The sequence below is a fragment of the Pseudomonas sp. D5(2026) genome, assembly GCF_057766845.1.
In genome coordinates this window covers 3,606,225-3,630,813 of the sequence record NZ_CM173421.1, presented here as the reverse complement: position 1 = coordinate 3,630,813, position 24,589 = coordinate 3,606,225, and the positions used below count along the sequence as shown (strand labels likewise).

The 24,589-nt window shown below is 62.8% G+C and carries 21 protein-coding genes; 12 read left to right on the top strand and 9 right to left on the bottom strand.

All coding sequences use genetic code 11. The features are described from left to right. Positions 1-125: 125 nt before the first annotated feature. The 5 genes from AC3B5Q_RS16780 to rloA form a co-directional block, all read right to left on the bottom strand. Complete coding sequence (locus tag AC3B5Q_RS16780) at positions 126-860, bottom strand: phosphoadenylyl-sulfate reductase (RefSeq protein ID WP_003250299.1); 735 nt, start codon at positions 858-860, stop codon at positions 126-128. Positions 861-939: 79 nt separating this feature from the next. Next, positions 940-2,280, bottom strand: coding sequence for an aminodeoxychorismate synthase component I (gene pabB, locus AC3B5Q_RS16775; protein ID WP_021782884.1), 1,341 nt, complete (start codon positions 2,278-2,280; stop codon positions 940-942). A 206-nt stretch (positions 2,281-2,486) separates the two neighbouring features. Next, positions 2,487-3,467, bottom strand: coding sequence for an alpha-L-glutamate ligase-like protein (locus AC3B5Q_RS16770; protein WP_021782883.1), 981 nt, complete (start codon positions 3,465-3,467; stop codon positions 2,487-2,489). Continuing rightward, positions 3,467-5,002, bottom strand: a complete 1,536-nt coding sequence (gene rloB / locus AC3B5Q_RS16765; protein WP_021782882.1) for an osmotic stress tolerance membrane protein RloB — start codon at positions 5,000-5,002, stop codon at positions 3,467-3,469. The genes AC3B5Q_RS16770 and rloB overlap by 1 nt, the downstream gene beginning before the upstream one ends. Before the next feature lie 5 nt (positions 5,003-5,007). After that, on the bottom strand, positions 5,008-5,544 hold the full coding sequence (rloA, locus tag AC3B5Q_RS16760) for a retropepsin-like aspartic peptidase RloA (protein WP_021782881.1): 537 nt from the start codon (positions 5,542-5,544) through the stop codon (positions 5,008-5,010). Between the two features lie 306 nt (positions 5,545-5,850). Between rloA and AC3B5Q_RS16755 the strand changes: the two genes are divergently transcribed. The 6 genes from AC3B5Q_RS16755 to prpD all read left to right on the top strand — a co-directional run bounded on the left by AC3B5Q_RS16755 (position 5,851) and on the right by prpD (position 14,312). Beyond that, complete coding sequence (locus AC3B5Q_RS16755; RefSeq protein WP_021782880.1) at positions 5,851-6,567, top strand: GntR family transcriptional regulator; 717 nt, start codon at positions 5,851-5,853, stop codon at positions 6,565-6,567. Then, positions 6,564-7,454 carry a methylisocitrate lyase gene (gene prpB, locus AC3B5Q_RS16750; RefSeq protein ID WP_012053054.1) on the top strand — a complete coding sequence of 297 codons (891 nt, stop codon included), beginning with the start codon at positions 6,564-6,566 and terminating at the stop codon, positions 7,452-7,454. The genes AC3B5Q_RS16755 and prpB overlap by 4 nt, the downstream gene beginning before the upstream one ends. A gap of 60 nt (positions 7,455-7,514) precedes the next feature. Continuing rightward, the gene (prpC, locus tag AC3B5Q_RS16745; RefSeq protein WP_021782879.1) at positions 7,515-8,642 is read left to right on the top strand and encodes a bifunctional 2-methylcitrate synthase/citrate synthase; all 1,128 of its coding nucleotides are present in this window, start codon (positions 7,515-7,517) and stop codon (positions 8,640-8,642) included. A gap of 161 nt (positions 8,643-8,803) precedes the next feature. Continuing rightward, positions 8,804-11,392, top strand: coding sequence for a Fe/S-dependent 2-methylisocitrate dehydratase AcnD (gene acnD, locus AC3B5Q_RS16740; RefSeq protein ID WP_103444071.1), 2,589 nt, complete (start codon positions 8,804-8,806; stop codon positions 11,390-11,392). 74 nt (positions 11,393-11,466) lie between these two features. After that, on the top strand, positions 11,467-12,657 hold the full coding sequence (gene prpF / locus AC3B5Q_RS16735; RefSeq protein ID WP_021782877.1) for a 2-methylaconitate cis-trans isomerase PrpF: 1,191 nt from the start codon (positions 11,467-11,469) through the stop codon (positions 12,655-12,657). 170 nt (positions 12,658-12,827) lie between these two features. After that, positions 12,828-14,312 carry a 2-methylcitrate dehydratase gene (gene prpD, locus AC3B5Q_RS16730; protein ID WP_021782876.1) on the top strand — a complete coding sequence of 495 codons (1,485 nt, stop codon included), beginning with the start codon at positions 12,828-12,830 and terminating at the stop codon, positions 14,310-14,312. A gap of 175 nt (positions 14,313-14,487) precedes the next feature. Here the strand turns inward: prpD and acnB are convergent, their stop codons facing one another. Beyond that, positions 14,488-17,097 carry a bifunctional aconitate hydratase 2/2-methylisocitrate dehydratase gene (gene acnB, locus AC3B5Q_RS16725; RefSeq protein ID WP_021782875.1) on the bottom strand — a complete coding sequence of 870 codons (2,610 nt, stop codon included), beginning with the start codon at positions 17,095-17,097 and terminating at the stop codon, positions 14,488-14,490. 405 nt (positions 17,098-17,502) lie between these two features. On the opposite strand from acnB, the gene AC3B5Q_RS16720 reads away from it, so the two are divergent. After that, on the top strand, positions 17,503-17,985 hold the full coding sequence (locus tag AC3B5Q_RS16720; RefSeq protein ID WP_181004865.1) for a DUF1289 domain-containing protein: 483 nt from the start codon (positions 17,503-17,505) through the stop codon (positions 17,983-17,985). 10 nt (positions 17,986-17,995) lie between these two features. Here AC3B5Q_RS16720 and queD read toward each other — a convergent pair whose 3' ends face one another. Both queD and AC3B5Q_RS16710 read right to left on the bottom strand, forming a co-directional pair. Next, positions 17,996-18,352: a 6-carboxytetrahydropterin synthase QueD gene (gene queD, locus AC3B5Q_RS16715; RefSeq protein ID WP_003250327.1), complete on the bottom strand. Its 357-nt coding sequence runs from the start codon at positions 18,350-18,352 to the stop codon at positions 17,996-17,998. A gap of 53 nt (positions 18,353-18,405) precedes the next feature. Then, a complete protein-coding gene (locus tag AC3B5Q_RS16710) occupies positions 18,406-19,485 on the bottom strand; it encodes a patatin-like phospholipase domain-containing protein (protein WP_103444075.1) in 1,080 nt (359 codons plus the stop codon). Positions 19,486-19,722: 237 nt separating this feature from the next. Here AC3B5Q_RS16710 and AC3B5Q_RS16705 point away from each other — a divergent pair, with 237 nt between their 5' ends. From AC3B5Q_RS16705 to AC3B5Q_RS16685, 5 genes are all read left to right on the top strand, one after another. After that, positions 19,723-20,031: a PepSY domain-containing protein gene (locus AC3B5Q_RS16705; protein WP_103444076.1), complete on the top strand. Its 309-nt coding sequence runs from the start codon at positions 19,723-19,725 to the stop codon at positions 20,029-20,031. Further along, positions 20,031-20,345 (top strand): PepSY domain-containing protein, encoded by a 315-nt coding sequence (locus tag AC3B5Q_RS16700; RefSeq protein ID WP_003250344.1) that lies wholly within the window; start codon positions 20,031-20,033, stop codon positions 20,343-20,345. Before AC3B5Q_RS16705 ends, AC3B5Q_RS16700 begins: the two co-directional genes overlap by 1 nt. Then, on the top strand, positions 20,346-21,014 hold the full coding sequence (locus tag AC3B5Q_RS16695; RefSeq protein WP_003250345.1) for a response regulator transcription factor: 669 nt from the start codon (positions 20,346-20,348) through the stop codon (positions 21,012-21,014). After that, positions 21,011-22,330, top strand: a complete 1,320-nt coding sequence (locus AC3B5Q_RS16690; protein WP_103444077.1) for an ATP-binding protein — start codon at positions 21,011-21,013, stop codon at positions 22,328-22,330. The genes AC3B5Q_RS16695 and AC3B5Q_RS16690 overlap by 4 nt, the downstream gene beginning before the upstream one ends. A gap of 239 nt (positions 22,331-22,569) precedes the next feature. Continuing rightward, entirely contained in the window at positions 22,570-23,724 is a 1,155-nt protein-coding gene (locus AC3B5Q_RS16685) for an HPP family protein (RefSeq protein WP_021782869.1), read from the top strand. Here the strand turns inward: AC3B5Q_RS16685 and AC3B5Q_RS16680 are convergent. Then, entirely contained in the window at positions 23,698-24,564 is an 867-nt protein-coding gene (locus tag AC3B5Q_RS16680) for a LysR family transcriptional regulator (protein WP_021782868.1), read from the bottom strand. The genes AC3B5Q_RS16685 and AC3B5Q_RS16680 overlap by 27 nt on opposite strands. Positions 24,565-24,589 lie beyond the last annotated feature (25 nt).

Below are 24,589 nucleotides of genomic sequence, written 5' to 3'. Positions count from 1 at the left end.
ATTTCTAAAAGCTGGCGCGATCTCTGTGGGAGCGGGCTTGCCCGCGAATACGGGCGAAGCCCCTGCCATCCACCGCGGTGTCTTCTTCGCGGGTAAACCCGCTCCTACAGACCGCCAGGACTAGCTCAAGCCTTGCTGATCAGGTTGCCCGCATGCAACCCGCATTCCTTCTGCGTCGACTCCTCCCACCACCAGCGGCCTTCACGCTCATGCTGGTTCGGCAGCACCGGGCGGGTGCACGGCTCGCAGCCAATGCTGATGAAACCGCGCTCGTGCAGGCTGTTGTACGGTAGCTCGAGCATGCGGATATAACCCCATACCTCTTCACTGCTCATCTGTGCCAGCGGGTTGAACTTGTACAGCGTGCGCTCAGGCGTGGAGAAGGCGCTGTCGATCTCCAGTGCCGCCACCTGGCTGCGGGTGCCCGGGCTTTGGTCGCGGCGCTGGCCGGTGGCCCAGGCGCTGACGGTGGCCAGCTTGCGTCGCAGTGGCTCGATCTTGCGAATGCCGCAGCACTCACCATGGCCGTCCTTGTAGAAGCTGAACAGGCCCTTTTCCTTGACGAAAGGGTCGAGCTTGGCGCGGTCTGGGCTTAGGATCTCGATCGGCAGGTTGTACTGTTCGCGTACCTGGTCGATGAACCGGTAGGTCTCCGGGTGCAGGCGCCCAGTGTCGAGGCTGAATACCTTTACCTGCTTGTTCAGCTTCCAGGCCATGTCGACCAGCACCACATCCTCGGCGCCGCTGAAGGAAATCCACAAGTCATCACCGAAGTGCTCGAAGGCAAGCTTGAGAATGTCCTGCGGGGACTTGTTGGCATAGGTCGCGGCGAGGGCGGCGACGTCGAAGGGTTGGCTCATCAGGCGGTTTCCATCTTGGCTGTGGCGCTGTGCGCTCGTAGTAGGGGGATGGTAACAAAAAAATGCGGTCTGGAAGGGCTCACAAGCCCTGCAGGGTCTGCATCAGCACCCGCACTTTGGCTATCGACTCTTCATACTCGGCCTGCCATTGCGAGTCGGCTACCACCGCGCCGCCGCCCCAGCAACTGACCTGGCCATCTTTGATCAGCAAGCTGCGAATGGCGATCGAACTGTCCATCTCGCCGCGTACATCCACATACAGCAGCGAGCCGCAGTACAGTGCGCGGCGCGATGGTTCCAGTTCGTCGATGATCTGCATGGCGCGAATTTTCGGTGCGCCGGTGATCGAGCCGCCCGGGAAGCTGTCACCGATCAGGTCCAGCGCATCCTTGTCGCTGGCCAGCTGACCGGTGATGCTGCTGACCAGATGGTGCACGTTGGGGTAACTCTCCAGGCTGAACAGTTCCGGCACCTTCACTGAGCCGATCTCACACGTGCGCCCCAGGTCGTTGCGCAGCAGGTCGACGATCATCAGGTTTTCCGAACGGTCCTTCGGGCTGTGCAGCAGCTCTTGGGCATTACGCTCGTCTTCAGCCGGGTCGCTGGCGCGTGGGCGGGTGCCTTTGATCGGCCGGGTTTCCACCTGGCCTTGGCTGACGCGGATGAAGCGCTCGGGCGAAAAGCTCAGCAGGGTACTGCCGTCGGCCAGTTGCTGGTAGCCGGAGAAGGGTGTCGGGCAGGCTTGGCGCAGGGCCTGGTAAGCCCGCCATGGATCGCCTTGGCAGGGCGCGCGAAAGCGTTGGGTGAGGTTGATCTGGTAGCAGTCACCGGCCTGAATGTAGCGTTGTACCTGGTCGAACGCTGTTTTGTACTGCTCGGGCTCCAGGTCGCCGACCATCGGTGCGAGCAGCCGAAAGTCGCCGGTGGTGGCGCTGGTATTCTGGAACAGGCTGATCAGGCGTTCGCGTTCGTCACCTGCCAGGCTCGGATGGAACACCAGCTGGCTGGTGCCAAGCAGATGATCACTGACCAGTGCCCAGGCATACAGCCCCAGTTGTGCGTCAGGCAGGCCGAGGTCGTCCACGGCCAGGCTTGGCAGGTGTTCCAGGCGGCGGCCGAAGTCGTAGCTCAGGTAGCCGATCAGGCCGCCGGCGAAGGGCAGTTCTACACCGTTGGGCAAGTTGGCGTGGCCCAGTTGTGCCAGGCCAGCGCGCAGGCGCTGGAGGAAGGCGCGGCCATCTTCATCGGGCTGCGCCTTCAGGTGTTGCAGCGGCCAAGCGCTTATCAGGTCGAAACGACCGCGCTCGGCGCCGGGGCGGGCGCTGTCGAGCAGGATCGCACCGGGTGCCTGGCGCAGGTGGGCGAAATAGGCGGCAGGGTCGGGCTGGTAGGGCAGGGGGTGTAGCGTGCAGGTCGGCATCAGTATGGACGGCGATGTAAAAGCGAGGAGGGCGATTGTAGACCTGTGCAGGAAAAGCGCCTAGCGCTGGGTACGACATTCAACATTGTGTTTGGCCCGTACGCAGCACAAGGTAGCGCCTGCAGGTCGAGCGAAGCGCTTGAACCCGGTGCAGTGCTTGCAGGCGCTACCTTGTGCTGCGATGGGCTGCAAAGCAGCCCTGTATTTCAGCGGTTAGGCACATGCCCGAATAGACCCTGTGCTACCCGCACCCGCTGTTCGGCGTCTTCGGTCACACCGTCCTTGGCCAGTGCTTCGATGTGCGCCTCGATGGCATGGGTGCGCTGAGTCAGGCCGCAATCGTTGGCGATCTGGATGTTCAGCCCCGGGCGGGCGTTGAGCTCCAGAATCAGCGGGCCCTTGTCCTGGTCAAGCACCATATCCACGCCGATATAGCCCAGGCCACACAGTTCATAGCAGCCAGCGGCCAGCTTCATGAAACCGTCCCAGTTCGGCAGTTGTACGCTGTCGACCGCGTTGGTGGTGTCCGGGTGCTTGCTGATGATGTTGTTCAGCCAGGTGCCGCGCAGGGTCACGCCGGTGGCCAGGTCGACACCCACGCCGATGGCGCCCTGGTGCAGGTTGGCCTTGCCGCCGGACTGGCGAGTCGGCAGGCGCAGCATGGCCATCACCGGGTAGCCCATCAGCACGATGATGCGGATGTCCGGCACGCCTTCGTAACTGATGCTCTTGAATATCTGGTCCGGGGTCACGCGGTACTCGATCAGCGCGCGGTCGCGGTGCCCGCCGAGGGAGTAAAGCCCGGTGAGGATGCTGGAAATCTGGTGCTCGATTTCCTCGTGGCTGATGATCTTGCCCGACACCGTGCGGTAGCGGTCCTCGAAGCGGTCGGCGATTACCAGAATGCCATCACCGCCGGCGCCTTGCGCCGGCTTGATGACGAAATCGCTGCGCCCGCCAATGATCTGGTCGAGCTTCTCGATCTCTTTTTCAGTCTCGATGATGCCGTACATTTCCGGCACATGGATGCCGGCTGCCAGTGCGCGCTCCTTGGTGATGATCTTGTCGTCGACGATCGGGTACAGGCTGCGCTTGTTGTACTTCAGCACGTAGTCCGCGTTACGTCGGTTGATCCCCATGATGCCCCGGGCCTCCAGGGCTTTCCACGTCTTGATCAGACCAAACATCAGGAGTCAGCCTTATTCAGGAAGGCTTTGAAGCGCACGAGCTCGGTCAGGCGGTAGCCGCGATAGCGGCCCATCGCCAGCATGAAGCCCACCAGGATCAGCAGCACCGCCGGGAAGGTGAACACGAAGTACACCAGTTCCGGCACCATCATCAGCAGGTGTGCCAGGGATGCTGCGAACAGGGTGCCGATGGCCACTTTCATGGCATGGCCGCCACCACGCTCTTCCCAGGTGATCGACAGGCGTTCGATGGTCATGGTCAGGATCACCATCGGGAACAGCGCTACCGACAGCCCGCGTTCAAGGCCCAGCTTGTGGCTGAACAGACTGATGGCAGCAATCAGCACCACGACAAAGGTCAATACCACCGACAGGCGTGGCAGCATCTGCAGCTTGAGGTGTTCCAGATACGAGCGCAGCGACAGGCCCAGGGCAGTGATCACTGTGAACAGCACAATACCGAAGCCCAGCTGGGTTTCGCGGAACGCCAGGGCGATCAGCACCGGGGTGAATGTGCCCAGTGTCTGGATGCCGATCAGGTTGCGCAGCACCAGAATCACCAGCACGCCGATCGGGATCATGACCATGATCATGAAGGTTTGCTGGGTTTGCAGCGGCAGGCCGTACAACGAGTATTCGAGGAAGTCGGCGTCGGTGTTCTCGTCGGTCAGCTTGGCCAGGCGGATGGCGTTCATCTCGCTGTTGTTCATGCTGAAGGTGACGTTGGCCTTCTTGCCGCCATCGACGGTAATGAGGTTGTCGTCACCGGTCCACCACAGCAGGCGGTCGCTCGGCAGGCCTTGCTCACCGGTGTCCGGGTTGAAGTACAGCCAGTCGTCGCCGTTGAAGCTGCGCAGCCACAGCTCCGGGGTTTGCGGCGTGTCGGCCAGCAGGCGGATGGTGTGTACTTTCTCCATCGGCACGTGGGCGATCGACAGCAGCAGGTCGATGACCTGGGCCTTCTTCATCGCCGAAGTGTCGCCGGCCAGCAGCAGCTTGACGTTGTCGTCGTTGAGGTTGTTGACCCGCTTGATGGTCTCGCTGACGAAGGTCTCGACGTCGGCCGAGTGCTGACGTATCGGCGCCATCAGGGCTTCGGCGGCAATCTTTTCGGGGCCTTCGACGGCCAGGCTGTCGCGGAAAGTCGGGCCTTTGACCTTGGTCTTCTCGCTGCTGTAGCGTTTGGTGAGTACCAGGCGGTAGTAGAGGGTCTGGTTGCCGCTGGCACGACGTGCTGACCAGGTAACCTTGCGGTTGCCGTCGGCACGGTTGATGCTCACCCCGTAGTTGTTGGAGATGAAGCTCTCGTTGAGGCTGACATAGTCGCGGTTCAGCGGTGGCACGAACATCTGCACCTTGACCGGGTCCTTGCTGTTGGCCACGAACTCGACCTTGGCGTCGATGTTCCACAGGTCGTCGGTTTCATCCTCGGTCACCGGGATGCCGAGCACGAAGATCTGATAAGCCGTGACCGCCACGCCCAACAGCACCAGCACGGTGATCAGGACTTTCAGATGGAGGGTAAGAGAGCGCATCGGGATTACTCTGCTTTGGGAGCGTCGGTGGCACAGGCAGGTTTGCCGGCCGCGTATTTAAGGCTTGGGTCAACCAGTGCGTCGAAGTGCTTGAGCGCCTCGGAACCGATCAGCAGCGGGAACTGGAAGGCGCTGCGGTCGGTGAGGTTGACTTCGATGGTGCGCCTGGCCTGGCCCATGCAGATTTCGAGTTCGATGACCGGGCGGGCCGTGTAGGCCTTGCCCGATTCGGCATCATAGTCGCCGGCTCGGCGCTTGATCTTGCTGACGCGTGCCAGCGGGCGTTCGATCGGGTGCGAATGGGCCGCATCGATGGCGAGGTAGAAGCGTACCCAGCTTTCGCCATTGCGCTTGAACCGCTTGATGTCGCGGGCACTGAGCGACGCGGTCTTGGCACCGGTGTCGAGCTTGGCGGCCACTTCCAGATCCAGGTCGCCCAAATGCGCGTATTCGTTGAGACCATACACGGTCTTGCCCGCAGCCTGGCCAAGGGCCGGCAGCAGGGTGAGGCACAGCAGCAATAAAACGGGTGTAAGTCTCATATTCCTGGCGCGGTGCATTGCAAGGTTCTAGGCAAGGTTCAGGTCAAGGTGACTGGCAATTACTGCGCAAGCTTCCTCGTTTATCTGTCAGCAAGCATGAATGCATGACAGACAGGCTATCCATACCCCATCGGAGGCGCGGCATTCTATCACGCCGACGTCTTGACGCCAGCGGTGCGCGATCTGACAGCGTTGACGTGGTGTTAGTTCGCGATTAGACGATTGTCGACAATTTTCATTTTGTCTTTGACTTACTGGTCTTGATTGGCTAGTTTTTGACGAAGAGTTTTAAAAGGTGTCGACAATATGCAGGACCTTTCCACCCCCGGCCCGGTGCTGACAGACGAAACGGAAACCCTCTCCGAAAACGTCTTCCGGCGCATCCAGGCGGCCATTGTCAAGGGTGAGATCGCCCCCGGCAGCAAGATCTCCGAGCCGGAACTGGCGCGCACGTATGGCATCAGCCGCGGGCCGCTTCGCGAGGCTATCCACCGCCTTGAAGGCCAGCGCCTGCTGGTGCGTGTGCCGCATGTGGGCGCGCGGGTGGTATCGCTCAACCACGCCGAGCTGATCGAGCTGTACGAAATCCGCGAGTCGCTCGAAGGCATGGCCTGCCGCCTGGCCGCCGAACGCATGAGCCAGGCCGACATCGACGAACTGCGCCGGGTGCTCGACACCCATGAGCGCGATGCCGCGTTCCAGGCCGGCCTGGGCTACTACCAGCAGGAAGGCGACTACGACTTCCATTACCGGATTATTCAGGGTAGCGGCAACCAGACCCTGGTCAAGATGCTCTGCGGCGAACTGTACCAACTGGTGCGCATGTACCGTATCCAGTTCTCCGCCACGCCCAACCGGCCACGCCAGGCCTTTGCCGAGCACCATCGCATTCTTGATGCCATCGCCGACCGTGACGGCGAACTGGCCGAACTCCTGATGCGTCGCCACATCGGCGCGTCCAAGCGCAATATCGAGCGTCACTACCTGGACGCCCACAACAACAGCACACGAGGTGAGAAATGACAGTCAAGAGCACCCCCGGTCAGCGTTTCCGTGACGCCGTTGCCGCTGAACATCCGCTGCAGGTGGTTGGCGCCATCAACGCCAACCATGCGCTGCTGGCCAAGCGTGCCGGCTTCAAGGCCATCTACCTGTCTGGTGGTGGCGTGGCCGCCGGCTCCCTGGGCTTGCCAGACCTGGGCATCACTGGCCTGGACGACGTGCTCACCGACGTGCGTCGTATCACCGACGTGTGCGACCTGCCGCTGCTGGTGGATGTCGACACCGGCTTCGGTGCTTCGGCCTTCAACGTTGCCCGTACCGTGCGCTCGATGAGCAAGTTCGGCGCTGCCGCCATCCATATCGAGGACCAGGTTGGCGCCAAACGTTGTGGCCACCGTCCCAACAAGGAAATTGTCAGCCAGCAGGAAATGGTCGACCGTATCAAAGCTGCCGTCGATGCCCGCAGCGATGACAGCTTCGTGATCATGGCGCGTACCGACGCGCTGGCCGTCGAAGGCCTGAACGCCGCCCTGGACCGTGCCGAGGCGTGCGTCGAGGCTGGTGCCGACATGATCTTCCCGGAAGCCATCACCGAACTGCAGATGTACAAGACTTTCGCGGATCGGGTGAAGGCACCGATCCTGGCCAACATCACCGAGTTCGGTGCCACGCCGCTATACACAACCGAAGAGCTGGCCTCGGTCGACGTCTCGTTGGTGCTGTATCCGCTGTCGGCGTTCCGTGCCATGAACAAGGCGGCCGAGAACGTGTACACCGCGCTGCGCCGTGACGGCACGCAGAAGAATGTGATCGACACCATGCAGACCCGCATGGAGCTCTACGATGCCATTGGTTATCACGCCTTCGAGCAGAGCCTCGATGCACTGTTTGCCCAGAAGAAGGGCTAAGCGCCAGCGCCCGAATTAGCCAGAAAGCATCCATAACAAATTCAAGAAAGGAGAAACACCATGGCCGAAGCAAAAGTACTCAGTGGCGCAGGCCTGCGTGGCCAGGTGGCCGGCCAGACTGCACTGTCGACCGTGGGCCAGGCCGGTGCCGGGCTGACTTACCGTGGTTATGATGTGCGCGACCTGGCCGCCGGTGCCGAGTTCGAAGAAGTCGCCTACCTGCTGCTGTACGGCGAGCTGCCAACCCAGGCCGAGCTGGCCGACTACAAGCACAAGCTCAAGGGCCTGCGTGACCTGCCGCAAGCCTTGAAGGAAGTGCTTGAGCGCATCCCGCGCGATGCCCACCCGATGGACGTCATGCGTACCGGTTGCTCGGTAATGGGCACCCTTGAGCCAGAACTGACCTTCGAAGCCCAGCGCGACAAGACTGATCGCCTGCTGGCGCTGTTCCCGGCCGTGATGTGCTACTGGTACCGCTTTACCCACCATGGCGTGCGCATCGACTGCACCAGTGATGAAGACACCCTGGGTGGTCATTTCCTGCACCTGCTGCACGGCAAGAAGCCGAGCGAGCTACACGTCAAGGTCATGAACGTGTCGTTGATTCTCTACGCTGAACACGAATTCAACGCCTCGACCTTCACTGCCCGTGTCTGTGCCTCGACCCTGTCTGACTTGTACTCCTGCGTTACCGCAGCCATCGGCTCGCTGCGTGGACCGCTGCACGGCGGTGCCAACGAGGCAGCGATGGAACTGATCGAACGCTTCCAGAGCCCGCAGGAAGCCACCGCCGAGCTGCTGCGCATGCTCGAGCGCAAAGACAAGATCATGGGCTTTGGCCATGCCATCTACAAAGAGTCCGACCCGCGCAACGAGGTGATCAAGGGCTGGTCGAAACAGCTGGCTGATGAAGTGGGTGACAAAGTGCTGTACCCGGTTTCCGAAGCCATCGACAAGACCATGTGGGAGCAGAAGCGCCTGTTCCCCAACGCCGACTTCTATCATGCCTCGGCGTACCACTTCATGGGCATTCCGACCAAGCTGTTCACCCCGATCTTCGTCTGCTCGCGGCTGACCGGCTGGGCGGCGCACGTCTTCGAGCAGCGCGCCAACAACCGCATCATCCGCCCGAGCGCCGAGTATGTCGGCGTCGAGCAGCGCCAGTTCGTGCCGATCGAGCAGCGCTGAATAGCTACAGAGAGGCAGCCCGTTTCCCTTGTGGGGCGGGCGTGCCCGCGAATGCGCCCGACCGGGCAACCCTATTGCACCTGCTGACGCATTCGCGTGCACGCCTGCTCCCACAGGTACGGTGAAACCTTCCGATTCCTGTGACCGAGCCTGATTCCATGATGAACACTGCATACCGCAAGCACCTGCCAGGCACCGACCTGGACTACTTCGATGCCCGTGCGGCGGTCGAGGCGATCAAGCCCGGCGCCTACGACGGCTTGCCATACACGTCACGCGTGCTCGCCGAGAACCTGGTGCGCCGCTGCGACCCCGCTACGCTAGATGCCTCGCTGAGCCAGCTGATCGAGCGCAAGCGCGATCTCGACTTCCCGTGGTTCCCGGCCCGCGTGGTGTGCCATGACATCCTTGGTCAGACTGCGTTGGTCGACCTTGCCGGCCTGCGTGACGCCATTGCCGACAAAGGCGGCGACCCGGCCCAGGTCAACCCGGTGGTGCCGGTGCAACTGATCGTCGACCACTCGCTGGCCGTCGAGTGCGGTGGTTACGACCCGCAGGCCTTCGAGAAGAACCGCGCCATCGAAGACCGCCGCAACGAAGACCGCTTCCACTTCATCAACTGGACCAAGAAGGCGTTCAAGAACGTCGACGTGATCCAGCCGGGCAACGGCATCATGCACCAGATCAACCTGGAGAAGATGTCACCGGTGGTCCACAGTGACCACGGCGTCGCCTACCCGGACACCTGCGTCGGCACCGACAGCCACACGCCGCATGTCGATGCACTGGGTGTGATCGCCATCGGCGTAGGCGGCCTGGAAGCCGAAAACGTGATGCTCGGCCGCGCCTCATGGATGCGTCTGCCGGAAATCGTCGGCGTCGAGCTGACTGGCAAACTGGCCCCGAACATCACCGCCACTGACCTGGTCTTGGCCCTGACCGAGTTCCTGCGCAAGCAGAAAGTGGTCGGTGCTTACCTGGAGTTCCATGGTGAGGGTGCACGTGCCCTGACCTTGGGCGACCGCGCCACCATTTCCAACATGGCCCCGGAATACGGCGCCACTGCGGCGATGTTCGCCATCGACCAGCAGACCATCGACTACCTGCGCCTGACCGGCCGTGAAGAGCAGCAGGTCAAACTGGTGGAAACCTACGCCAAAGCCACCGGCCTGTGGGCCGACAGCCTGGGCGCTGCCGTCTATGAGCGCACCCTCAGCTTCGACCTGTCGAGCGTGGTGCGCAATATGGCCGGCCCGTCCAACCCGCACGCCCGTGTCGCCACCAGCGACCTGGCCGCCAAGGGCATTGCCGGCAACTGGGAAGAAGTGCCGGGGCAAATGCCTGATGGTGCGGTGATCATCGCCGCCATCACCAGCTGCACCAACACCAGCAACCCGCGCAACGTGATTGCTGCAGGCCTGATTGCACGAAATGCCAACAGGCTGGGCCTGGCCCGCAAGCCGTGGGTCAAGTCGTCGCTGGCGCCAGGCTCCAAGGCCGTGCAACTGTATCTGGAAGAAGCCGGCCTGGAAAAAGAGCTGGAGCAACTCGGTTTCGGCATCGTCGCCTTCGCCTGCACCACCTGCAACGGCATGTCCGGTGCCCTGGACCCGGTGATTCAGCAAGAAATCATCGACCGCGACCTGTATGCCACCGCCGTGCTGTCTGGTAACCGCAACTTCGACGGGCGTATCCACCCGTATGCCAAGCAGGCCTTCCTCGCCTCGCCACCACTGGTGGTCGCCTATGCCATTGCCGGCACCATTCGCTTCGACATCGAGAAGGATGTGCTGGGCGTGGTCGATGGCAAGGAAATCCGCCTGAAGGATATCTGGCCCAGTGATGAAGAGATCGATGCCGTGGTGCGTGCAGCGGTCAAGCCGGAGCAGTTCCGCAAGGTGTACATCCCGATGTTCGCCATCGAGGAAGACCGTGGGCCGAAGGTGGCGCCGCTGTACGAGTGGCGCCCGATGAGCACCTACATTCGTCGCCCGCCATACTGGGAAGGCGCCCTGGCCGGCGAACGCACGTTGCGTGGCATGCGCCCGCTGGCGGTGCTGCCAGACAACATCACCACCGACCACCTGTCGCCGTCCAACGCCATCATGCTCGACAGCGCCGCCGGTGAATACCTGGCGAAAATGGGCCTGCCGGAAGAGGACTTCAACTCCTACGCCACTCACCGGGGTGACCACCTGACCGCCCAGCGCGCCACCTTCGCCAACCCCAAACTGTTCAACGAAATGGTGCGCAACGACGATGGCAGCGTGAAGCAGGGCTCGCTGGCGCGTATCGAGCCGGAAGGCAAGGTTACCCGCATGTGGGAGGCGATCGAGACTTACATGCAGCGCAAGCAACCGCTGATCATCGTTGCGGGTGCCGACTATGGCCAGGGTTCGTCGCGCGACTGGGCGGCCAAGGGCGTGCGCCTGGCGGGTGTCGAGGCAATTGTCGCCGAAGGCTTCGAGCGCATTCACCGCACCAACCTGGTAGGCATGGGCGTGCTGCCGCTGGAGTTCAAACCGGGCACCGACCGCAAGACCCTGGGTCTGGATGGCAGCGAGACCTATGACGTGCTGGGTGCGCGCACGCCACGGGCGACCCTGACCCTGGTGGTTACCCGCGCCAATGGCGAGCGCCTGGAGGTGCCGGTGACCTGCCGTCTGGACACCGCCGAGGAAGTGTCGATCTACGAAGCGGGCGGGGTGCTGCAGCGCTTTGCCCAGGACTTCCTCGAAGCGACCGCCTAACCAAGAGCAGCGCGGTCCTGTGTAGGCGCGGTCAAACCCGCGCCTACAGAGGCTGTGCAAGACAGGAATTGAACATGGCACATGTACCGCAAGTGAAAATCCCCGCCACCTACATCCGCGGCGGCACCAGCAAAGGCGTGTTCTTCCGCCTGCAGGATCTGCCCGAGCAGGCGCAAATTCCAGGTCCTGCCCGCGATGCTCTGCTGTTGCGGGTAATCGGTAGCCCCGACCCTTACGGCAAGCAGATCGACGGCATGGGCGGCGCCACGTCGAGCACCAGCAAGACCGTGATCCTGTCGCAAAGCATCAAGCCCGAACACGATGTCGACTACCTGTTCGGCCAGGTCAGCATCGACAAGGCCTTCGTCGATTGGAGTGGCAACTGCGGCAACCTGTCCGCTGCGGTCGGTTCGTTTGCCATCAGCAGTGGCCTGGTCGACCCGGCGCGTATTCCACGCAACGGTATCGCCACGGTGCGTATCTGGCAGGCGAATATCGGCAAGACCATCATCGCCCACGTCCCGATCACTGAAGGTGAAGTGCAGGAAACCGGTGACTTCGAGCTGGACGGGGTCACCTTCCCAGCGGCCGAGGTGCAGCTGGAGTTTCTCGACCCTGCAGCCGATGAAGACGGCGGTGGCGGTGCCATGTTCCCCACCGGCAAGCTGGTCGATGACCTGGAAGTGCCGGGGGTCGGCACGTTCAAGGCTACCTTGATCAATGCCGGTATCCCGACCATTTTTGTCAATGCTGCCGATATCGGTTACACCGGTAGCGAACTACAGGACGCCATCAACGGCGACCCGCAGGCGCTGCTTCGTTTCGAGACCATCCGCGCCTATGGCGCCGTGCGCATGGGGCTTATCGACAACGTCGACCAGGCTGCCGGGCGTCAGCACACGCCGAAAGTGGCGTTCGTTGCACCGCCGAGCACCTACACTGCGTCCAGTGGCAAGGCGGTGCAGGCCGGTGATATCGACCTGCTGGTGCGGGCCTTGTCGATGGGCAAGCTGCACCATGCCATGATGGGTACGGCTGCGGTGGCAATTGGCACCGCGGCGGCCATTCCGGGCACGCTGGTCAACCTCGCCGCTGGCGGGGGCGAGCGCAGCGCTGTGCGTTTCGGTCATCCTTCGGGCACCCTGCGGGTCGGGGCCGAGGCGCGCCAGGTGAATGGTGAGTGGACGGTAACCAAGGCAATCATGAGCCGCAGTGCTCGCGTGCTGATGGAGGGCTGGGTTCGCGTGCCTGGCGACAGCTTCTAACGCACCACTGGCGCTCGGCTTTAGTTCGTTGGGGCCGCCAAGCGGCCCTTCGCGGGCTTGCCCGTTCCCACAGGGTAACCACAGGTTCTGAATGCCGTGGTCAACCTGTGGGAGCGGGCAAGCCCGCGAAGGGCTGCACAGCAGCCCCGGCAATTTGAAGGGAGCTGGATATGAGCGCCAACGTAGACCTCAACGACCGCCCGGATTACGACCGGGTGCTACAAACCCTGGCCGATTACGCCCTCGGCTACCGGGTCGAATCCCGCGAGGCCCTGGACACCGCGCGCAACTGCCTGATGGACACCCTCGGTTGTGGCCTTCTCGCCTTGCGCTTCCCTGAGTGCACCAAGCTCCTTGGTCCTCAGGTGGAAGGCACGCTGGTCCCGAATGGTGCTCGCGTCCCCGGCACCTCTTATTGCCTCGATCCGGTCAAGGCCGCCTGGGACATTGGCTGCACGGTGCGCTGGCTGGACTACAACGATACCTGGCTGGCCGCCGAATGGGCTCATCCCTCGGACAACCTCGGCGGTATCCTGGCAGTGGCTGACCACCTGTCACAGAAACGTCTTGCTGCGGGTGAAAAGCCGCTGCCGATGCGTGACGTGCTTGAGGCCATGGTCATGGCGCATGAAATCCAGGGCGTGCTGGCGCTGGAAAACGCCTTCAATCGCGTCGGCCTCGATCATGTGATTCTGGTGAAGGTCGCCTCGACCGCCGTGTGCGCCAGGCTGATGGGGGCTAATCGTGAGCAGATGCTCTCGGCCTTGTCCCATGCCTTCGTCGACGGCCAGGCCCTTCGTACCTATCGCCACGCGCCCAACGCCGGTTCGCGCAAGTCCTGGGCCGCCGGTGACGCCTCCAGCCGAGGTGTGCGTCTGGCTGACATCGCCTTGCGTGGGGAAATGGGCGTGCCGGGCGTGCTCACGGCTTCGCAGTGGGGGTTCTACGATGTTTCGTTCAGCCATACCAACAAAGACCTGGCGCTCAAGCCCGCCGGGCAGTACGAGTTGCGTCTGCCCCAGGCGTTGGGCAGCTATGTGATGGAAAACGTGCTGTTCAAGGTCAGTTTCCCTGCCGAGTTCCATGCCCAGACCGCCTGTGAGGCAGCAGTCACCCTGCACCCACTTGTGCGTAACCGTCTGCATGAAGTCGACCGCATCGTCATCACCACCCAGGAATCAGCGATCCGCATCATTTCCAAGAGCGGCCCGCTGGCCAATGCCGCCGACCGTGACCACTGTCTGCAGTACATGGTGGCCGTGCCGCTGATCTTTGGCCATCTGGTGGCCGAGCATTATGAGGACGCCTTCCATGCCAATCACCCCAGTATCGACCGCCTGCGCGAGAAGATGGAGGTGGTGGAAGACCCGCGCTTCAGTCGTGAGTACCTGGAGCCGGACAAGCGCTCGATCGCCAACGCACTTCAGGTGTTCTTCAAGGATGGCAGCAGCACCGAACAAGTGGTGGTGGAATACCCGATCGGGCATCGCCGGCGGCGCGCGGAGGGTATACCGTTGCTGGAGGCCAAGTTCAGGGCCAACCTGGCGACCCGCTTTGCGCGGCAGCGGTGTCAGCAGATTTTCGAACTGTGCAAGGACCAGCAGAAACTGGAAGGCATGGCGGTGCACAGGTTCGTGGATTTGTTTGTGATATGAGGTGGCCTGTGCCGGCCGCTTCGCGGCTAAAGCCGCTCCTACAAGGGCGTGCGCAGGTCTGGAACACCGTGGGAGCCCTGTGGGAGCGGCTTTAGCCGCGAAATGGCCGGCGCAGGCCCTAACAACAAAGCCCCGGCATCGCTGCCGGGGCTTTGCTTACAACCTGTAACTCAGCTTACGCCTGGACCACCGGGATCTTGGCGTTGGCTGCCGCTTCGCGGAACTCGGCGATCTGGTCGAAGCTCAGGTAGCGGTAAACGTCGGCAGCCATGCTGTCGATGTCTTTCGCATACTGCATGTACTCTTCGACGGTCGGCAGTTTGCCGATGATCGAAGCGACAGCGGCCAGTTCGGCCGATGCCAGGTACACGTTGGTAGCGTCGCCCAGACGGTTCGGGAAGTTACGGGTCGAGGTGGAGACCACGGTCGAACCGGTCTGCACTCGTGCCTGGTTACCCATGCACAGCGAGCAGCCTGGCATTTCCATGCGAGCCCCGGCCTTGCCGTAGATGCCGTAGTAGCCTTCTTCGGTCAGCTGGTGAGCGTCCATCTTGGTTGGCGGAGCCAGCCACAGGCGGGTCGGAATGCCACCCTTGACCTTCTCCAGCAGCTTGCCGGCCGCGCGGAAGTGACCGATGTTGGTCATGCACGAACCGATGAACACTTCGTCGATCTTCTCGCCTTGTACCGAGGACAGCAGGCGGGCATCGTCCGGGTCGTTCGGCGCGCAGAGCACAGGCTCTTTGACGTCGGCCAGGTCGATTTCGATGATTTCGGCGTATTCGGCATCGGCGTCGGCCGACAGTAGCTCAGGCTTGGCCAGCCAGGCTTCCATGGCCTGGGCGCGGCGCTCCAGGGTGCGGGCATCGCCGTAGCCTTCGCCGATCATCCAGCGCAGCAGGGTGATGTTGGACTGCAGGTACTCGGCGATAGCCTTTTCCGGCAGCTTGATGGTGCAACCGGCAGCGGAACGCTCGGCCGAGGCGTCGGACAGCTCGAAGGCTTGCTCGACGGTCAGTTCGTCCAGGCCTTCGATTTCCAGGATGCGGCCGGAGAAGGCGTTTTTCTTGCCTTTCTTCTCGACGGTCAGCAGGCCCTGCTGGATGGCGTAGTAAGGGATGGCATGAACCAGGTCACGCAGGGTGATGCCTGGCTGCAGTTTGCCCTTGAAGCGCACCAGGATCGATTCTGGCATGTCCAGCGGCATGACGCCGGTGGCGGCAGCGAAGGCCACCAGGCCGGAACCGGCCGGGAACGAGATGCCGATCGGGAAGCGGGTGTGCGAGTCGCCACCGGTACCTACGGTGTCAGGCATCAGCATGCGGTTCAGCCAGCTGTGGATGATGCCGTCGCCCGGGCGCAGCGACACGCCGCCACGGGTGCGGATGAAGTCTGGCAGGGTGTGGTGGGTGGTGACGTCGATCGGCTTCGGATAGGCCGCGGTGTGGCAGAACGACTGCATGACCAAGTCAGCAGAGAAGCCCAGGCATGCCAGGTCTTTCAGCTCGTCGCGCGTCATCGGGCCAGTGGTGTCCTGGGAGCCGACGGTGGTCATTTTTGGCTCGCAGTAGGCGCCTGGGCGTACGCCCTGGCCTTCTGGCAGGCCACAGGCACGGCCGACCATTTTCTGCGCCAGGGTGAAGCCCTTGCCGGAATCGGCAGGCTGCTCTGGTTTCTTGAACAGGTCGGAAGCACCCAGGCCCAGCTCGGCGCGGGCTTTTTCGGTCAGGCCACGGCCGACGATCAGCGGGATACGGCCGCCAGCGCGGACTTCATCCAGCAGCACTTCGGTTTTCAGCGCGAAGGTGGTGACCAGTTCGTCGCTGTCGTGACGGCGTACTTCACCTTTGTATGGGTAAACGTCGATGACGTCGCCCATGCCCAGGTTGGTGCAGTCGAATTCGATCGGCAGGGCGCCGGCGTCTTCCATGGTGTTGTAGAAGATCGGGGCGATCTTGGTGCCGAAGCAGAAGCCACCGGCGCGCTTGTTCGGCACGTACGGGATGTCGTCGCCGAAGAACCACAGTACCGAGTTGGTAGCGGATTTACGCGAGGAGCCAGTACCGACCACGTCGCCAACATAGGCAACCGGGAAGCCCTTGGCCTTGACGGCTTCGATCTGGGCCAGCGGGCCGACCGAACCAGGCTGCTGCGGTTCGATGCCGTCGCGGGCCATTTTCAGCATGGCCAGGGCGTGCAGCGGAATGTCAGGGCGCGACCAGGCGTCCGGGGCAGGCGACAGGTCGTCGGTGTTGGTTTCGCCAGGCACCTTGAACACGGTCAGGGTGTACTTGTCGGCGATGGCCGGACGCGAGGTGAACCACTCGCCGGCAGCCCAGGATTCCAGGACGGCCTTGGCGTGAGCGTTGCCGGCCTTGGCTTTTTCGGCCACGTCGTGGAAGGCATCGAACATCAGCAGGGTGTGCTTGAGCTGTTCGGCCGCGACGGCGCCCAGTTCGGCGTCATCCAGCAGTGCGACCAGCGTTTCGATGTTGTAGCCGCCCTGCATGGTGCCCAGCAGTTCGGTGGCGTGCTTGCGGTCGATCAGTGGCGACTTGGCTTCGCCCTTGGCGACGGCGGAGAGGAAAGCGGCCTTGACGTAGGCAGCTTCGTCGACCCCTGGCGGTACGCGGTTGGTGATCAGGTCTACGAGGAAGGCTTCTTCGCCGGCCGGCGGGTTTTTCAGCAGCTCGACCAGGCCTGCAGTTTGTTCGGCGTTAAGCGGCTGGGGAACGATACCCAGGGCGGCGCGCTCTTCGATGTGTTTGCGGTAGGCTTCAAGCACAGTTATTTCCCTCATCAGTGGTCCCTAAAGGGGGTCCGGGACGCTTATCCAGCATTCAATGCACCCATGCGCTGCCGCGGCTTTGTGGGCCGCCCAGCCAGGGTCGCAAAGAATCCTTACAGAAGCTGCTTTCAAAGTTTTACGCCTGCAGAACGGGGGCTGATGAGGGCTGGCGCGGGCATGCGAGGGATGCATGGCCCGGGCCAACGCCGTTCTACCGGATCAACTGTGCTCGTGACGCTTTGAAAACAGCTTCCAACGGACATTGTTGCCTTTGAAAAGGCCGGGTGATTCTACGGTAAAAAAAGCCCGAAGGTAAGGCGGTGTACGCGACTTTAACGAGTGACCCTGGTTAGACAAAGGGCTAACATGGGCCTGTGTTCCATCGCCAAGCTGTTGTTTTTCATGTCCAACAAGTCCATCAAAACCCCTTGCGTCGGCCTGTGCTCCACGGTGTACGGAGACACAGTGTGCCGTGGCTGCAAGCGTTTTCACCACGAAGTGATCAACTGGAACGGCTACGACGACACGCAAAAGCGCGCCGTGTGGTTGCGCCTTGAACAGCTGCTGGTGCAGGTGATGATGGCCAAGCTTGAGGTGTTCGACAAAGGTCTGCTGCGCCAGCAACTGGAGCAGCGCTCCATCCGCTTTGTCGAGCAGCAGTCGGAATATTGCTGGGCTTACCAGCTGATTGCCCGCGGGGCGCGGATGATCCGCGACCTGGAGGCCTATGGCATGGCGTTGCTGCCGGAGTTCCGTGACTGGGAACTGCCACAATTGCGCGATGCGATCGATCGCGAGTTCTTCCTGCTTTCAGAGGCGCACTACCAGCGCTACATTGCCCCCGGCTTCCTGCGCGATGCCATGGGCAGCGCGCAAGGCCAGTGAGCCGGGCGAATCAGTCGCCGGTGTATTCGCAACCGCTGGTGCAGGTTTCGTGGATGCGAACCTTGGACAGTTCTGGCATCAGTGGCTTGACCTGGTCCCATATCCACTTGGCGATCACTTCGCTGGTGGGGTTTTCCAGGCCGGGGATGTCATTCAGGTAGTTGTGGTCCAGCTGATCATAGATCGGCTTGAAGATCGCCTTGACCTCGGCGAAGTCGCGGATCCAGCCCGTGTGCGGATCGAGCGGGCCGGTCAGGTGCAGGCCGACCTTGAATGAGTGGCCATGCAAGCGGCCGCATTTGTGCCCTTCAGGGACGTGGGGCAGGCGGTGGGCCGATTCGAATGTGAATTCCTTGAAAATTTCCACGCTGTCATAACTCTGTGTGAATCAATAATGCGCGCAGTCTACCAGCATGGCCGCTACAAGGCTTGCAGGCGTTCATGCAGCCGCCCGGTGGCGGTCAGTTCCAGAAGTTCATCACCCAGGCGCTGGCTTTCGGCGATGGCCTTGTACCAATAGCGCTTGCGCCCTGGCGCATCGCCCATGAAGCGCTTGAAATCGTTGCGGTCGGGCAGTTTGCCGTAGGGCAGAGCGGCCAGGTATTGCGGCGAAGGCGTCATCAGCAGCACGTTTTGCAGGCGGGTGGCATCGCCCTTGCGCCAGGGCAGGGCCTTGTCGAACCAGCCAGGGACCACCTTGTCGGTGAAGTGTGGGTACAGCACCAGGTCGTCACCGCGGTAGGGCAGGTCGAGGTGGTAGTCGAGCAGGCCGCCGTCGCGGTAGGTGCCGGCGCCGGCACCGGGGATGTCTTTTACGCCCTGCATGACCATCGGTATCGACCCGGAAGCGAGCAGGGCATGGCGCAGGTTGGCCAGGTCCAGCGGCAGGTAGCGCGAGGGGAAGTCGGTCAGGGTGTCGAGCGGAGGGGCGGCGCGCCCATCGTGCAGAATGATGCGCTCGAAGTGGCGGGCCAGGCGCGAACGGCCCAGGAGGTTGCTGGCAACCACCGAGCCCAGGCCCAGCCCCAGGCGGCCGCGATGGTCGTGAGCGAGCTGGCCATGGCTTTTCACCACCAGAATGTTCAGGCGGTAGTGCGGGTTGGCCAGCAGTTGGCCGTCGCGGCCTTCCAGCAGGTCATCGAGCATGCGTTGGCAGCTGCGGCTGATTTCGGCCGGGGTGACGCCCTTGGCAAAATCCTGCTCGGTGTACAGCTCGCCCAGGCGGCGGATGCCGGCGATCGGGTCGTCGAGGCAGGCGCTGGCGAAGCGCCAGGCACCGATCGATGCGCCGATCAGGGCACGCTGACGGGGTGCCGAGGGTAGCCACTCGCCGAACAGCGCCAGGTCAAGGCCCTGGATGCCCAGCGGCTTCGGCCCACCCGCCGCGCCCGGCAATACCCCGACATCGGCCGCCTGCAGGCCGCGCTCGCGGATGTGTCGCAAGGCACGCTGGCCGGCCTTGAAGGTGAGGGCGGGGTATTTGATGTGGATGGCGCTCATGGCGTGTCTCTTGGGCATAGGAGCAGCCTTGTGCTGCGAGGGGCCGTTACAGATAACATAACTGCATGTGCCTGTATTGGCCCTTTCGAAGCACAAGGCCGCTCGTTGAAGGTTGCCGAGCCTGGCTAGCGCCGTAACTGCGCTATCATGCCGCCAGCTGTTTTCAGGTTGAATTAAGGACCGCTGGTTAATCTTAACCCCGTAGACAACTTGCACAGTTCTCAGGAGAGAAGAACGATGAAAACCTTGACTGCCCTGATCACCGCCGCTGCCCTCGCCCTGGGCGCCAATGCCGCCTTCGCCAAGGACGTTCAGCCTGACGAAGTGGTCAAACTGGTCAACGCCAAGACCATCAAGTCGCTGGACGAGCTCAAGGCCGCTGCCGTGGCCAAGCATCCAGGCGCCACCGTCACTGACTCGGAACTTGAAGACGAGTACGGCCGCTACATTTACAAGGTCGAGCTGCGTGATACGAAGAACGTCGAATGGGACGTTGACATGGATGCCAAGACCGGTGAGGTACTCAAGGACGAACGAGACAGCTGATGATCCATGTATCCCGGACGGCACGTTACCTGGCGCTCTCGCTGCTTGCCGTCTGCTCCCTGGCTGTTGCCCGCGACCTGGACCAGGATGAAGCCCTGAAGCTCCGTCAGAAGGGTATCATCCTGCCGCTCGAACAACTGCTCGAGACCGCCCTGGGGCGTCACCCCGGGGCGCGTCTGCTGGAAGCCGAGTTGGAAGAGGACGATGATCGCTACGAATATGAAGTCGAGTTGCTGACGACTGAAGGTGTGGTGCGCGAGATCAAGCTCGATGCCAGCACCGGCGCCCTGCTCAAAGACGAGGAAGATGACTGAATGCGCCTGTTGCTTGTCGAGGACAACGTACCGCTGGCCGATGAACTGACCGCCGGCCTGCAGCGCCAGGGCTATGCCGTGGACTGGCTGGCTGATGGCCGTGACGCGGTTTACCAGGGGCAAAGCGAGCCTTACGACCTGATCATCCTGGACCTCGGCCTGCCTGGCTTGCCCGGCCTGGACGTGCTGGCCCAGTGGCGTGCCGCCGGCCTGGCCACACCGGTATTGATCCTCACCGCCCGCGGCTCCTGGGCCGAGCGCATCGAAGGGCTGAAGGCCGGGGCTGACGATTACCTGAGCAAGCCGTTCCATCCCGAAGAGCTGCAGTTGCGCATCCAGGCCTTGTTGCGCCGCGCCCGTGGCCTGGCCAATCAGCCGAAGCTGGAAGCGGCCGGCCTGCACCTTGACGAAAGCCGTCAGTGCGTGAGTCGCGAGGGTGTGGATGTGCAACTGACCGCGGCCGAGTTCCGCCTGCTGCGCTACTTCATGCTGCACCCGCAGCAGATCCTGTCCAAAAGCCACCTGGCCGAGCACCTCTACGACGGTGAAACCGAGCGCGACTCGAACGTGCTGGAGGTCCACGTCAACCATTTGCGCCGCAAGCTGGGTCGCAGTGTTATCGAAACCCGACGCGGGCAAGGCTACATCTATGCCGGGAGCGGTGAGTGAAGTCGATCCAGGCGCGCCTGAGCCTGGGCCTGGTGGCGGTGCTGGTGGTGGTCGGCGTGGTGCTGGCGCAACTGACCTTGTGGCTGTTCGAAGCCGGCCTGCAACGTTATCTGGAAAACGGCCTGCGCAAGGAAAGCGAGAACCTTCTGGTGGCATTGGTGCGTGGGCCTTCGGGCCTGCAGCTGGATGAGCGGCGCATCTCGGCTGCCTATCAGCGGCCGTTTTCCGGTTATTACTTCCGCATTGACCTTGACCAGGGTACCTGGAGGTCTCGTTCGCTGTGGGACCTGGACATGCCCAAGCCCGCAGCGCCCGGGCTTTCCGATAGCCATGAACTGGGCCCGGAAGGCCAGCAACTGCTGACCCTGCGTGCCGACTACCGGCGCCTGGGCCAGGACATTTCGATCAGTGTGGCTCAAGACTATTCACCGGTGCGCGAAGGTTTCCGGCGCTTGCAGCAAATCGGCCTGGGCATGGGGCTGGTGGCGCTGATCCTGATTCTGGTGCTGCAGCGCATCACGGTCACCCGCTCGCTGCGGCCGCTGGAACGGGCACGCCAGCAGATTGCCCAGTTGCAGCAGGGGCAGCGCTCGCAGCTGGATGCCGAGGTGCCCAGCGAGTTGGTACCGCTGGTGGGGCAGATCAACCACTTGCTTAGCCATACCGAAGACAGCCTGCGCCGCTCACGCAACGCCCTTGGTAACCTCGGCCATGCGCTGAAGACGCCGCTGGCGGTGCTGCTGAGCCTGGCTTCCAGTGAGCGCCTGCAGGGGCTGCCGGAGGTACGCGCGCAAATGCGCGAGCAGTTGCAGCAGATTCAGGAGCGTCTGGCGCGCGAGCTGAACCGTGCACGCCTGGCAGGGGATGCGCTGCCGGGCGCGCAGTTCGATTGTGATGCCGAACTGCCGGGGTTGCTCGGGACCTTGGGCATGATTCATGGCGAGGGCCTGCTGTTGGCAAGTGATGTGCCGCCCGGGCTGTTGTTGCCATGGGACCGCGAGGACGTGCTGGAACTGTTGGGCAATCTGCTGGACAACGCCTGCAAGTGGGCTGACAGCGAGGTGCGTCTGGGCATCGCGTCGAACGCCGAGGGCTACCAGCTGTGGGTCGATGACGATGGCCCGGGTATTCCGCAAGGGCAGCGGCAGCAGGTGCTGGAGCGTGGTTCGCGGCTGGACGAGCAGGTGGACGGGCATGGGCTTGGGTTGGGCATCGTGCGCGACATCGTTGATGCCTGGGAAGGGCACCTGGCCTTGCTGGAAAGCCCGTTGGGCGGCCTGCGAGTGAGCATCGACCTGCCGCGCAAGGCCCGATAATGCCGGGGCCGCTGCGCGCCACGAGGGTGTCAGTACTACAAAAAAATTGCAGTACAGGCGCATTTTTTTGAATTAGCCCAATCCCGCTGCGCCCGGCAGAATCTCCCTCACGAAACCCTGCGGTTTCCATCCTTCCACGGACGGAGCCCCTTGTGGTATTGCATGCGCAATACGAGGCCCAGGCCAGCTCGGCTGGGCTTTCTTTTTAATCAGAAAAACCAAAGATCCCGATTGCCCAAATGTCTGCCTCGCGTTCCGAAAGTCGTCTGCAGCGGCTGCTGCCGTCCCCCCTGAACATCCCCCCCAAAGAATGGTTGCGTGCCGGTATCGGTGCGCTACTTGGCCTTTTCCTCGCGGGCTGGCTGACCAGCATGGCCTATGGGCCCAGCATCGCCCTGCACTTGCTCGGCCCGCTGGCTGCTTCAGCGGTACTGGTGTTTGCCGTGCATTCCGGCCCATTGGCCCAACCTTGGCCGGTGTTGGGCAGCTACGCCGTGGCCGGCGCTGTAGGGCTGGCGATGCGCGAAGGCTTCGGCCCGGAGCTGTGGGTGGCTGCTGCGGCGCTCGGTATCTCGATCCTGGTCATGTGCCTGTTGCGCTGTCTGCACCCACCGGGTGGCGGGGTGGCGGTGAGCGCGGTGCTGGCCGACACGGGGTTGACTGCCATGGGCGATCACCTGCTGGAGCCGGTGCTGCTCAATGCGCTGATCCTGGTGAGCGTGGCAATCGCCTACAACCGCCTGACGGGTGTGCGCTACCCGAAAGGCGCGGTGCCGCGCAAAGACCTGCACCACACCCATGACCCGCTGCCCGGCGAGCGGGTCGGCATCCGCGGTGAAGACCTGGACCAGGCCCTGGAAGAGCTGGGCGAGTTTGTCGACGTCACCCGCGACGAGCTGGAGCGCATCATCCTTGCGACCGAGCAGCACGCCCTGCAGCGCAGCCTTGGTGGTATCACCGCAGCCTCGGTGATGTCCCGCGATGTGCAGTTCGCCACGCCTGATACCACGCTGGAGCAGGCGTGGAAAATGCTCGCCAGCCATCACCTGAAAACCCTGCCTGTACTGCAGCACGGCAAGCTTGTGGGCATCGTCAGCCTCAGCGACCTGGTTGGCCCGGCCATGCAGCGTGGCCGTTGCGGCTGGCGCGGCCTGTTCGGCCGCAAGGCAGTGCGCATGGCGCAAGTGATGAGCACGCGGGTTGTAAGTGTCAGCAGCCAGCACCCGCTGGAACGCTTGCTGCCTTTGTTGTGCGAACAAGGCCTGCACTGCTTGCCGGTGCTTGATGGCGACAAGCTGGTGGGGGTGATCACCCAGACCGACCTGATTGCCGGCCTCAAGCGCCAGTTGCTCAGCAAGACCGAGGCTTCAGATAACCGGGTCCCAGCGTTGTGACCAGTCGCTGGCGCCGGCAGCTACCAGCCGACGCAGGATGGCGAAGGCCTGTTGCAGGGCTTCGCTGTCGCGTTTGCGTGGGTACACCAGGAAGGTCGGGTAGGTGAACTCCGGTGCCTGCGGTACCCGCTCGAACACGCCGCTGTCCAGATAGGCCTGCACCACCCGCGTGCGGAAGTAGCCACTGCCGCCTTGGTCGAGTATGAACTGCAGGGCCAACGGGCCAAGGTTGAAGCTTAACGCCGGGCGCGCGCGGTCGGGCAGGGCCGCATCATGCTGGCGGCGGAAGGCCTCGCCCCAGTCGATGTAGATATATGGTTCGGGCCGGTCGACCCGGCGCACGCGAATCAGCTTCTCTTCCATCAACTGTTCCACCTGCAGTCCTGGGCCGTAGGTCGGCTGGTAGACCAGCGCGGCGTCCAGCAAGCCCATCTCGACCTTGCGCAGCAGCGATTCTCCATCGCTGACCTCGCTGCGGATGGCATGGCTGGGCAGTTCGCGGTGCAGGGCACTTACCCAGTCGAGCATCATCGGGTTGCCCAGGCTCACCTCACCGCCGACATGCAGCACCTGCTGGCAACCTTCAGGCAACGGCAGGTCGCGGCGCGCGGCTTCCCAGGTTTGCACCAACTGGTTGGCATAACTGACGAACGCTTCGCCATCGCTGGTCAGGCTGGCGCCGCTGCGGCTACGCACGAACAGCTGGCAACCCAGTTGCTGCTCCAGGCGCTGCACGCGCGCGGTGATCGCGGTTTGTGACACGAACAGGCGTTCGGCTGCGGCGACCAGGCTGCCGCAACGCACAATTTCCAGGAAGGTACGGGCCTGATCGATGTCCATGGGCTGCTCGGTGTTTGAGGGGGTG